The 11,755-nt window shown below is 33.8% G+C and carries 9 protein-coding genes; all 9 read left to right on the top strand.

Annotation, left to right across the window (positions count from 1 at the left end; translation table 11 throughout):
• Positions 1-4 precede the first annotated feature (4 nt).
• The 9 genes from fcl to QYB95_RS16230 all read left to right on the top strand — a co-directional run bounded on the left by fcl (position 5) and on the right by QYB95_RS16230 (position 11,714).
• Positions 5-955, top strand: a complete 951-nt coding sequence (gene fcl / locus QYB95_RS16270; protein WP_301139475.1) for a GDP-L-fucose synthase — start codon at positions 5-7, stop codon at positions 953-955.
• A 16-nt stretch (positions 956-971) separates the two neighbouring features.
• Positions 972-2,051, top strand: coding sequence for a GDP-mannose 4,6-dehydratase (gene gmd / locus QYB95_RS16265; RefSeq protein ID WP_301139428.1), 1,080 nt, complete (start codon positions 972-974; stop codon positions 2,049-2,051).
• A 27-nt stretch (positions 2,052-2,078) separates the two neighbouring features.
• Positions 2,079-3,386, top strand: a complete 1,308-nt coding sequence (locus tag QYB95_RS16260; protein ID WP_301139427.1) for a glycosyltransferase family 4 protein — start codon at positions 2,079-2,081, stop codon at positions 3,384-3,386.
• Positions 3,373-4,488: a glycosyltransferase gene (locus tag QYB95_RS16255; protein ID WP_301139426.1), complete on the top strand. Its 1,116-nt coding sequence runs from the start codon at positions 3,373-3,375 to the stop codon at positions 4,486-4,488. Before QYB95_RS16260 ends, QYB95_RS16255 begins: the two co-directional genes overlap by 14 nt.
• A 90-nt stretch (positions 4,489-4,578) precedes the next feature.
• Positions 4,579-5,874 carry a hypothetical protein gene (locus tag QYB95_RS16250; RefSeq protein WP_301139425.1) on the top strand — a complete coding sequence of 432 codons (1,296 nt, stop codon included), beginning with the start codon at positions 4,579-4,581 and terminating at the stop codon, positions 5,872-5,874.
• A 472-nt stretch (positions 5,875-6,346) separates the two neighbouring features.
• Positions 6,347-7,648, top strand: a complete 1,302-nt coding sequence (locus QYB95_RS16245) for a glucose-6-phosphate isomerase (protein ID WP_301139424.1) — start codon at positions 6,347-6,349, stop codon at positions 7,646-7,648.
• Between the two features lie 300 nt (positions 7,649-7,948).
• On the top strand, positions 7,949-9,277 hold the full coding sequence (locus QYB95_RS16240; RefSeq protein WP_301139423.1) for a UDP-glucose dehydrogenase family protein: 1,329 nt from the start codon (positions 7,949-7,951) through the stop codon (positions 9,275-9,277).
• A 23-nt stretch (positions 9,278-9,300) separates the two neighbouring features.
• A complete protein-coding gene (locus QYB95_RS16235) occupies positions 9,301-10,272 on the top strand; it encodes a glycosyltransferase family 2 protein (RefSeq protein WP_301139422.1) in 972 nt (323 codons plus the stop codon).
• A 65-nt stretch (positions 10,273-10,337) separates the two neighbouring features.
• Positions 10,338-11,714 carry a sugar phosphate nucleotidyltransferase gene (locus QYB95_RS16230; RefSeq protein ID WP_301139421.1) on the top strand — a complete coding sequence of 459 codons (1,377 nt, stop codon included), beginning with the start codon at positions 10,338-10,340 and terminating at the stop codon, positions 11,712-11,714.
• Positions 11,715-11,755 lie beyond the last annotated feature (41 nt).

The following is an 11,755-nucleotide window of genomic DNA, read 5'->3' as shown; positions in this document are numbered from 1 at the left end:
CATGATGGAACTGACTTCAAAAATTTATGTAGCAGGACATAGAGGCCTGGTAGGATCAGCGATTGTGCGGAAACTCAAAGAGCAAGGGTATAAAAATTTGCTCTGCAAAACGAGTCAGGAACTAGATTTAAGGGATAAAAATCAAGTGGATCAATTTTTTGAACAAAAAAAACCGGAATATGTATTCCTTGCTGCTGCAAGAGTAGGAGGCATTGTTGCGAATAACGATTATCCTGCCGATTTTATAAGAGATAATTTACAAATCCAAACCAATGTAATCGATGCAAGTTATCGCAATGGAGTAAAGAAGCTTCTTTTCCTTGGGAGTACATGCATTTATCCCAAGTTTGCTCCCCAGCCAATGAGTGAGGATGTTTTGTTGACGGGCCTTTTGGAACCGACAAATGAACCCTATGCCATTGCCAAAATCGCGGGAATTAAAATGTGTGAATCCTATAATCGCCAGTACGGTACAAATTATATATCGGTTATGCCTACTAATTTATATGGATTCTATGATAATTTCGACCTTGAAACTTCGCATGTGCTCCCGGCACTCATGCGTAAATTCCATGAAGCAAAACTTAAAAACCAACCATCCGTAGAAGTATGGGGGACAGGCTCTCCAAAAAGGGAATTCTTATATTCAGATGATTTAGCGGATGCCGTTGTGTATCTAATGAATACTTATAACGGGACTCAGTTCATCAATATTGGGGTTGGAAAAGATATCTCCATCAAGGAATTAGCGGAGAAAATCAAAGACGTAGTAGGTTTCCAAGGCGATATTGTCTTTAACTCTGAAAAACCTGATGGTACGCCAAGAAAATTGGTCGATGTAACGAAATTAGCTGGACTTGGTTGGCAGGCTGCATTTTCCCTCGATGATGGATTATCCAAAGTCTACAAATGGTTTTTAGATAATGTAGAAGAAGCTGTTCATATAGCAAAATGATAGAGGAGTTGAAATAGTGAAAAAAGCATTGATCGCAGGTGTAACTGGACAAGATGGCTCCTTTTTAGCTGAATTTCTATTAGATAAGGGTTACGAAGTACACGGAATCATCCGGCGCAGTTCTTCTTATAACCAAGAAAGATTAGAGGACCTTCTATCAGATGATGAGGCAGAAGCATTATATAATCATCAGAATTTTATTCTTCATTATGGAGATGTGACAGACGCATTGAATGTAACGCGTCTTATTGGGGAAATCCAGCCAGATGAAATTTATAACCTAGCTGCACAATCCCATGTAAGAGTGTCTTTTGATATGCCAGCTTATACATTGGATGTAGATGCAAAAGGAACATTAAATATCCTGGAAGCTGTACGGATACTAGGTTTATCGGATAGAACGAAAATCTACCAGGCTTCAACATCCGAATTGTACGGAAAAGTGCAAGAAGTTCCACAAAAGGAAACAACGCCATTTTATCCACGTTCTCCATATGGCGTAGCGAAGATCTATGGGTACTGGATTACTAAGAACTACCGAGAATCCTACAATATGTTCGCGGTGAATGGAATTCTATTTAACCATGAATCGGAGCGGCGTGGAGAAACTTTTGTAACAAGAAAAATTACTCTTGCTGCAGCCCGTATAGCGCAGGGGAAACAAAAAGTGTTAAGACTAGGAAACTTAAATTCCTTACGAGACTGGGGCTATGCAAAAGATTACGTGGAATGTATGTGGCTAATCCTTCAGCATGATGTACCGGAGGACTTCGTTATCGCAACTGGTAAAATGCATACAGTACGGGAATTTGTGGAGCTTGCATTCAAATATGTAAATATCGAAATGGAGTGGGCAGGTGAAGGGGACAATGAAATCGGAATCAACAAATCAACAGGCGAAATAATTGTTGAAGTAGACCCTAAATACTTCCGGCCTGCTGAAGTGGAGCAATTACTAGGGGATCCCACGAAAGCAAGAACTCTATTGAAATGGAATCCAACGAAAACCTCGTTTGAAGAGTTAGTAAAAATAATGGTTGCCAAAGATTTCGAAAAGGTTTCATCTGAAGAACGGAAACTGGTTATGTTTGATTAGGATATGTATGAAGAATGGAGTTTGTCTATGAAAAAGAGATTATTAATGTATGCACACTATTACCATCCGGATGTAGCATCAACTGGACAAATTCTGAAAGAACTCGCTGAAGGGATGCTTGAACAATTCGAAATTACGGTTATCTGTGTTGTCTCTTCCTATACAGGCGTTATCCCAAAAGAGTACAACAAAAAGAAATACTATTTTGAAGAAATAAATGGTGTGAAAATTGTAAGAGTACAAGTGCCTGAATTTAGTAAAACAAATAAAATTAGTCGAGTGAATAATATTATTTGGTATTTTATCCGTGCATTGATGGCTACCTTCAAAGTTGGTAAGCAGGATTACGTATATTCTATTTCACAGCCCCCCATATTAGGTGGATTACTTGGAGTGATCGGGAAGTGGATCAAGAAAGCTAAGTATATCTATAATATTCAAGATTTTAATCCAGAACAAACAATGGCTGTGAATTACAGCGAGAATAAAATAGTTTTAAAGACAATGATGTACCTTGACAAATTTAGCTGCAAGCAAGCACATAGGGTGATTGTTGTTGGACGAGATATGGAAGAAACCCTAAACAACCGTTTCAAGTCATCTAGGGGGATTGTAAGTAAAAAACTACCCAAATCTTGTTATATAAATAACTGGATAAATGAGAAAGAAATCTATCCACTGGAGAAGGACAACCCTGGAGTCCTTGCATTTAAAAGGAAATATGGGTTAGAAAATAAATTCGTCATTATGTATTCAGGAAATATCGGCCTGTACTATGATCTTGAAAATCTAATCAAAGTGATCGCGAAGTTTAAAGATGAGAAAGAGGTTGTGTTTGCATTTGTTGGAGAAGGAACGGTTCTGAACAAGCTTCAACTGATAAAAGATACAGCGAGAATAAATAACGTTGTATTTATTCCTTACCAAGAAAAAGCGGATTTAATTTATAGCCTAAATGCGGGGGACGTTCATTGGGTTGTAAATGCCAAAGGAATACGCGGCGTATCAGTTCCAAGTAAATTATATGGTGTAATGGCAGCAGGAAAGCCAGTATTAGGTGTCCTTGAACATGGGTCTGAAGCTAGGTTAATCATTGAAGAATCTAAGAGCGGTTACGTGACGGAGCCAGGAAATTATAAAGCTGTCGAATGTTTAATTCAGCGGTTTGTAGATGAAAGAGGCACAGTCATTCATGAAGAAATGTGTACTAATGGTCGTGATTATTTAGTTAATCATTTCACCAAAGAGATTTCTATCAAAAAATATATTGAAGAAATTCTAAATTTACAAGAAGAAATTTCCGTTGAAAGGAAATCAATAGATGAACAGTACTGAGTATATTCATACTAATAATGATAAGAAAAATATTAGTATGATTGCACAATTTCCCCCACCGATTCATGGATTATCAAAGGCAGTTGACACTATCTATCATTCCTATTTAAAAAAAGAGTATAATTTTGAAAAAATTGATATCACGAATAATAAATTATTTTTTTTCAATTTATTTAAAATCTGGAAAAGCAAGGCGGATACTTGTTATTTTACAATTAGTCAATCTAAAGGGGGGAATATTAGAGATCTAGTAATATTGCATTTTATTATTAGACGAAAGAAAAAATCTATAGTTCATTTGCATGGTGGGTATTTTGGTCAGCTAGTGGAAAGTATGAATAAATTTCAAAAGAAATTTAATTATAAGTACTTAAAAAAAGTTGATGCTGTCATAGTATTGAGTGAATCTTTAAAAAGCAATTTTCAAAATATTGTAGAGAATAATAGAATACACATTGTATCCAATTGTGTTGATGACGAATTTTTGATCTCTGATGAAGAATTTAAAGTAAAAAAAGAAGTCTTGAAATCTCAAAAAGTTTACCGGGTTTTATATTTAAGTAATTTTATTGAAAGCAAAGGTTACCGAAAGGTCTTAGAAATGGCAAATATAGAAAAAAAATTGTGTGAAAAAGGGAAATTGAAAAAATTCCACTTTGACTTCGCTGGTAAATTTTTTGATAGCAAGGATGAAAAAATTTTTTTAAATTATATTAAAGAAAAAAATTTAGAAGAATATATAACCTACCATGGTGTTGTTACTGGTAATAAAAAAAGAGAATTGCTCAAAAAGTGTAGTATTTTTATCTTACTTACTACCTACCAAATTGAAGGGCAACCAATTTCAATCATTGAAGCGATGGGGAATGGTTTGTTCATAATTACAACGAAACATGCAGGTATTCCTGATATTGTTGTTAATGGTAAGAATGGACTTATTTTTGAAAAATCTTGTGAAGTAGTTTCAGTTTATGAAGAAATGAAAAATATTACACCTACTCTGTATTATCAAATAATGCTTAATAACCGAGAAGAGTGTTTGAATTATTATACAGAAAGTAACTATTTAAATAATATAAAAGAAATATTTGATTTAAATTAGAACTTGCTCAGGTTCGAATAAGTCTATTAATAACTTTATCAAGCTGTGTCAATACATCTCTACAACATACATGGAAAAGGTTGGGTGTATTTGAAGGACATTATTTTTATCAGTTTTAAACTCTGCTTTGTTATGGTGCTGTTATTATTTTTCCTAATATTTGAAAGTTCAAAAGGAGTTAATCTATTTTTTGCTTGTTTGGCTTTATTTTTTTCTGGTGTTTTGCTTTTCAAAAGCAGAAGATCCATTCCTATTTTTTTGATCTCATTTTTTATACTCTATTCAAATTACAGCATTATTGTAGGAGAATATTTTGTTGGTGGGGAGTTGGGTATTCCTCTTTATGAGGTGAAAGATACAGAAATATATGGAATAGGAATTAAGTTAATGTTGCTTTTTGTATCAATTGTCGCATTATTTCTAAAACCTTCCAAAATTTTAATAGAAAGCATAGAAATTAAACCTAAGGATAATCTGCTTGTATTTATCGGTTTATGTATTTTGTTATTGTTTATCCTGGTTTTTGGTATTAATAGAGGAGAAATAAATTCATATTCAGTTAGTATAACGCCGCTTTATGAATATTCCTTATTAATATTCTTAATGGCCTACTATGTTTCTGGTAAAACAAAACAGAGAATTTCTTCACTACTAGTAATAGCCGTCGTCTTTGTATTACAAGATTTTTATTATGGAGGAAGAATTACATCTCTTCAAATTATTCTTTTATTGTTAATAACGGTTTTTTTAAGAAAATTGTCAGTTAAATTCATTTTAATAGGCGGCTTCCTGGGGATCGTGGTGAATAGCATAGTTGGATTATATCGAAGTAGTTATTCATTTGAAGACATCAATCTATTGAATGTGTTAGTTGGCATGAAAGATAACTTTTTCGTTTTTGATACACCCATCTATGCCTACTATGCTACAGCAACCCATATTGCATCGGTTAGTTTGCTATCGATAACCGAGAGGCTAGAATCTTTTTTTGGCTTTATTGCTACGATTTTTATTGGATCGGAAATTGAGATAGCAGATATCACCACATTTGTTGTAAACAATTATTTTTTTAATTATGGTGGAGGATTAATTTTCTCTCATTTTTATTTTTGGTTTGGGTGGTTTGGGGTAATAATTTCAGCGGTTCTTATAGTGTATCTGTTAAATATTATTAGAAATGTCAAAAGCGAGTATATGAAGTTAGCAATAGTTATTTTTATTTTTTCGGTTCCAAGATGGTACCTTTATACCCCACTAAATCTCTTTAGACCAGAACTTTTAGGTTTATTACTTTTTGTATGTATTAAGGCTGTAAATAAAATTACATTGAGGAGTGGGAATCAGATTAATTATAATTCTACTCTTTCAGGGAATCCAAAAATGTAACTAATTAGAAGCTATGTAAATCCTTTGATCAATAAGTATAAATGTAGAAGTATATAAATTACCATTTATAAGATTAATTGTTGCTGCGATTGTTCTACTCTTAACTGAGATGTACCTAAGTAATCTCCTCCCCTAAACTTTTTTATTTGAAGCATGTCTGCTTAATTAATATGGAATTTAGTAATTCCCATTATATATATCCCGCTAATTGGGTTCGCATTCTAATAGGCGTGCTGTAAAATAATCAAAAAATCCTGATTTTATTCCTGATTGTTTAGTCATATTTTGTAATTCATAATTCTATAGTATTAAGAGTGTTGTGATAATTAGTTTTTTGCACCCAAATTATAATATAGGTTTAAAATCATAGCGGTATCGTTTTTTGAATAATAACTTTCCGAAGTTCATTAATGAATGTTCAAAAATGTATTGAATTTCATGTATCTATTCTTTTTGCGGGGTGAACAATCCATTGATACATCTTAGCTTGACAACGAAGTTTAATGAGCAATTATTTGATGTGAATTTTATGAACTTTACTGATACCATTTCTTCGATTCATCATCATTTGGAAGTAGCAGAAGACGAACTAACTGGATGGTTGAAACTACCCATGAATATGACAATCGATGATTTGAATGCTATACAATTTCTTTCTGAGGAAATAAAAGAAAATGCTGATGTTTTAGTTGTAATTGGAATAGGTGGTTCCTTTTTAGGGGCAAAAGCAGTACGTGAAGCTCTGTCTCCCAATTTTACAAAGAATCAGAATGGAATAGAAGTACTCTTTGTCGGTCATAACCTTAGTGGCAGCTATATGAAACATTTAATCGAAAGTCTTCATCATCGGGACTTTTATGTAAATGTCATCTCAAAGTCTGGTGCAACATTAGAAACCTCTGTTGCTTTTCGCATATTGAGACAGTATTCTGTCGAACGATATGGACAAAACGCCAAACAAAGGGTAATTGTTACAACTGATCCTGAAAACGGACTATTAAGGGAAATTGCTATTGCACAAGGATTTCGTCGTTTAGATATTCCCTCTAATATTGGAGGGCGCTATTCACTTCTTACACCAGTTGGTTTACTTCCAATTTCGGTAGCAGGGATAAATATTACAGAAATACTTCAAGGTGCCTGTCAAGCGGCTATCGATTTAGAGGTAGATGACATAGAGAAAAATGAAGCTTATCGTTACGCGTTACTTCGGTACAAGCTCTATTCACATGGCTATCAAGTAGAATTGTTAGCCTCCTTTGAACCCAGACTTTCCTATATACACGAATGGTGGAAGCAATTATTTGGGGAAAGTGAAGGCAAAGACAAGAAGGGACTATTCCCTGCATCCGTCAATTACTCTACTGATTTACACTCTTTAGGTCAGTTTATACAAGAAGGGAATCCACTTTTATTTGAGACCTTTTTGCATTTTAATAATATATCAGAGGATTACTATATTCCATTTAATAGAGTTGATGATGACGATTTAAATTACTTAAGTCATCGTAGTCTGAATGAAATTAATGCTATTTCAAAGCAGGGAACTGTATTAGCCCACGCACAAGGGGGCGTTCCTATTATTCAAATTGAGTTGGAAAAGTTGGATGCTTTTCATATTGGATATCTCATTTATTTCTTTATGAAGGCATGCGCCATCAGTGCCTATCTAATAGATGTTAATCCGTTTAATCAGCCTGGAGTTGAAGCATATAAAAGCAAAATTTCCGATTTGCTAAACCTAGAGTCAATTGTGAACTTAGTGGCGGAGTAAAGATTGTAATTATGTAAAGAAAGCAATTATAAAAGTGATGGTTTAGGAACTCGTTTCTTTAGGCAACTTAGGCAATGCCAAACGAAATGTTGCCAATCGTAAACGTCCTAAATCAAATATATTGGTTTATACAGAAGACAGTGGAATTTGTCTCAGAAACTCAAAAATTAAAGCTACCTAAAATTATAATTGGGTACTAAAAATACCTTATGCAAGTCTATTAAAATAATAACCAATTTTTCTAAAAGTATGGAACTAAAGATTACTGACAGTTATATGTCAATGGGAGGAGGCATTATATTGAAATTATCAGTAGTTGGTACAGGCTATGTAGGTTTGGTAACAGGAGTTTGCCTTGCTGAAATAGGACATCATGTCACATGCATTGATATAGATGAGATTAAGATTGAAAAAATGAAAAATAGTATAGTGCCTATTTATGAACCAGGTCTAACTGAATTGATGACTAAAAATATGGAAGAAGATAGGTTAGTATTTACTGCGAATCATGAAGAGGGTTTTAAGGATGCAGATATTATTTTTATAGCTGTCGGTACACCAGAGAATGAAGATGGCTCAGCTAACCTAACTTTTGTTGAAGAGGTTGCTTTAAGTATCGCGAAAACCGCAAAGAAAGATACGATTGTTGTTACGAAGAGTACTGTTCCGGTGGGTACAAATGATCGTCTACAAATATTAATAAACGAAAATAAATTAAACACTATAAAAGTTGAAGTTGTCTCAAATCCAGAATTTTTAAGAGAAGGGTCTGCGATTTATGACACATTTTATGGAAATCGTATTGTCATAGGATCAAACAATGAGAAAGCGGTGCAACAACTTACAGAATTATATAAGCCATTGGCAATTCCAATTTACAGTACTGATATTCGTAGTGCCGAAATGATTAAATATGCATCCAATGCTTTCTTAGCAACAAAAATAAGTTTTATTAATGAAATTGCTAATATATGTGAAAGAGTTGGAGCAGATGTTGAGAAAGTAGCGGCTGGGATGGGACTTGATAAAAGGATAGGTTCAGCTTTTCTAAAAGCAGGAATTGGGTACGGTGGTTCTTGTTTTCCAAAGGATACAAAAGCTTTGATACAAATTGCTGGAAATGTGGCTTACGACTTTGAATTACTTAGAGGCGTGGTTAATGTGAATAAAAAACAACAAAGAATGGTATTTGAAAAGTTGGTAGAGAATTTGGGCAACTTACAAAGAAAGAAAATAGCTGTTCTTGGATTAGCATTTAAGCCAAACACTGATGATATTAGAGAAGCTCCGTCTATTATCATAACGAATGAACTTACAAAAGCTGGTGCTTACGTTTGTGCATACGATCCGATTGCTACTGAAAATGCAAAAAAAACATTAGATTCTTCCATTGTATATGCTGAAAAATTGGAAGATGCAATTAAAGATGCAGACGCAGCGGTAATTCTTACTGAGTGGAGTGAAATAAAAAATATGGACTTAAATATATTTAAGTCAATGAAATACCCTCTTGTCATTGACGGTAGAAATATCTTTGAGTTAAGTGATATAAAAAAATTACAAATAGAATACCACTCAATAGGCAGATCAACAATAAACTCTTATGACCAACTTAGTTTAAATAGTTAAAAATGAAATGGTGATGATACTTTTTGAAAAACAAACCGTTTGTTAGTGTGATAATCCCGACATACAATCGGGCTAATCAAGTATTGGAGGCAATACAAAGTGTATTAAATCAAACTTATCAAGATTTCGAGATATTAGTTATCGATGACAATTCTTCTGATAATACATCACAAATAATAAACGATTTAAAGGACCCAAGAATTTACTATTACAAATTAAGTAAAAACCAAGGTGCCCCTACAGCTAGAAATATAGGGATCAAAAAGTCAAAGGGAGACCTAATAGCTTTTCTGGATTCCGACGATCAATGGGTCTTTAATAAACTTGAAAAACAAATTGAGATTATTAATAACGATAACAATATAGGTCTGGTTTATACAGGAATTAAAGTTATAAACAATCAATATGAAAAAGTCATCAAGCCGTGTAAAAGAGGGGATTTAAGCGAAAGTCTTTTAAAGGAAAATTATGTAGGATCTACATCTTCCATATTAGTAAAAAAAGATTTAATGATTGAAGCTGGGGGATTTGACTTGACCTTTAAAAGTTGTCAGGACTGGGACTTATTTATAAAACTCTCCCAAAAAACAGAAATTGATTTTGTAGAACAACCTTTAGTTTTATATTTCGAACATGATGGGGAAAGGATATCCACAAATCCCAAGTCTGTATTAGATGGCTATTATAAAATTCAAAAAAAATATAGTAAATTAATTGGAAACTTACCAAAAAAAGATAAGCAACATCACTATCTAAATATAGGAAAACGAATTTTAATAACCGGGATAAATACCCAAGATATTCAACTCCTAAAACAAGGAAGATCTCAAATATACAAATCGGTTAAAGTTTTCCCCCTTAATTCTAAATCTATTTTGTTCTTTCTCTACAGTTTAAGTAATAAAAAAATCCTCTTATCCACTTATAGAGTTATGAAGAAAATAAAGACTAGTAAAAACAAATGGTCTCTACTACGCCTACTAAAAGAGTATTAAGGAATGTTTTATGATTTACTCTTTAAAAACAACTATAAACAAAGTTTATAAAAAGGAGTGAAAAATTGAATTTAGTCCTACTTTCAGGTGGATCTGGAAAACGTCTTTGGCCATTGTCGAACGATGCTCGTTCTAAACAATTCTTAAAGGTATTGGGTTCCCAAGAGGAAAATGACCGTACATTGAATTCAATGGTACAGCGTGTTTGGACACAACTAAATCGAGTAGATTTAGCAGATTCAACTATAATTGCAACGAGTAAATCGCAAGTAGATATTCTTAAGAATCAACTTGGGCCAAATGTAGAATTAGTCATTGAACCAAGTAGACGTGATACATTCCCAGCGATTGCTTTAGCTGCAGCTTTTTTATACTCAGAAAAAAATATCCCCAGAGAAGAAGTAGTTGCCTTCTTACCAGTTGACCCATTTGTGCAAGACACATTTTTTGAGCATGTGAAGCAATTGGAATCTTTACTAGAAAATACCCACGCAGACATAGCACTGATAGGTGTTAAACCCACTTATCCTTCATCTAAGTATGGATACATCCTTCCTACCTCTAATTACTCTACTTACTTTAAACAAGTACAATCGTTTACAGAAAAGCCTACAGAAATAGAAGCTAAAAGTTTAATAGACAACCAAAATGCACTTTGGAATTGTGGGGTCTTCGCTTTTAAGCTAGGTTTTATGATTTCGTTGCTTGAAGAGCGCGGGCTGCCTACTCATTATGAAGTATTGCTTGAACAATATGACAAACTCCCAAAAATCAGTTTCGACTATGAAGTTGTAGAAAAAACGGAACAAATCGTTGTTCTTCCTTACGAAGGATATTGGAAAGACCTTGGTACTTGGAGAACATTAACAGATGAGATGCATACTTACCAAATCGGAAAAGGCATACTTACAGAAGACTGTGAGGAAACACATTTAATCAATGAATTAGATATACCCGTTACTGTCATAGGTGGATCCAATCTCATTGTAGCCGCAAGCCCAGATGGAATTCTAGTAGCAGATAAAGATAAAAGCCCCTATATCAAAGATATTGTTGATGAATTTGTAAACCGACCAATGTATGAAGAACGTCGCTGGGGTTGGTATAAGGTATTAGATCATATTAAAACTGATGCCGATTACGAAGTGCTTACAAAAAGAATTGGTGTCAAGGCAGGAAGAAATTTAAGTTATCAATCTCATCAGTACCGCAGCGAGGTATGGACAATTATTAAAGGGGAGGGAATCTTTGTACAAAATGATAAGTTACGTGTAGTTCGTCAAGGAGATGTATTACAAATTGCCATAGGTGATAGACATGGTTTAAAGGCTGTGACCGATTTAGAGATGATTGAAGTACAAACAGGTACTCAATTAATAGAAGAAGATATAATTCGCGTTTTTATGACCTGGGAAGAAATAGAAACTCACTGCTACGCATAAATCTAGGTCAAAAATATGTCTGAAGGTAATTTAGTGCAAGG

Origin of the sequence: Ureibacillus aquaedulcis (genome assembly GCF_030418165.1) — a bacterium.
In the GTDB taxonomy this organism is placed as follows: domain Bacteria; phylum Bacillota; class Bacilli; order Bacillales_A; family Planococcaceae; genus Ureibacillus; species Ureibacillus aquaedulcis.
This window is presented reverse-complemented; position numbering and strand designations above follow the sequence as displayed.

Excerpts from the sequence above, each read along its gene's own strand:
- fcl (WP_301139475.1), top strand. The coding sequence starts at position 5 with ATGGAACTGACTTCAAAAATTTATGTAGCAGGACATAGAGGCCTGGTA.
- QYB95_RS16260 (WP_301139427.1), top strand. The coding sequence starts at position 2,079 with ATGAAAAAGAGATTATTAATGTATGCACACTATTACCATCCGGATGTA.
- QYB95_RS16255 (WP_301139426.1), top strand. The coding sequence starts at position 3,373 with ATGAACAGTACTGAGTATATTCATACTAATAATGATAAGAAAAATATT.